Source organism: Rhizobium sp. SVR5-9E, from assembly GCF_056755095.1.
Genome location: NZ_JBNDHS010000507.1, coordinates 1 through 258, shown reverse-complemented (window position 1 = coordinate 258; position 258 = coordinate 1). Strand labels below are relative to the sequence as shown.

General features: G+C 69.4%; 1 pseudogene. It reads right to left on the bottom strand.

What is annotated here, in order from left to right:
• Positions 1-258, bottom strand: a pseudogene (locus ACPYOJ_RS35825) (hypothetical protein); the annotation flags it as partial.

The window sequence follows — 258 nt, the reverse complement described above, 5'->3', positions numbered from 1 at the left end:
GCACATAGTCCGGCTCGAACGCGGTGACGCCGGTGGCCAGCGCCGCCGTGCGGGCGCGCTCGATCAGTTCGCCAGCGGCAAGCATCGGCGCGGCGTGTCCGCTCGCCTGCACCGTGGGCGCGGTGCTGATCGCCCTGGCGAAGGCATCGCCCAGCTTGCCGTCGAAGGCGATCAGGTTGAGCGCGGCGAACAACGGCACGAACAGGCACATCAGCGCGCCGGTTACCGCGAAGATGATGTGGAACGGCAGGCTCAGCA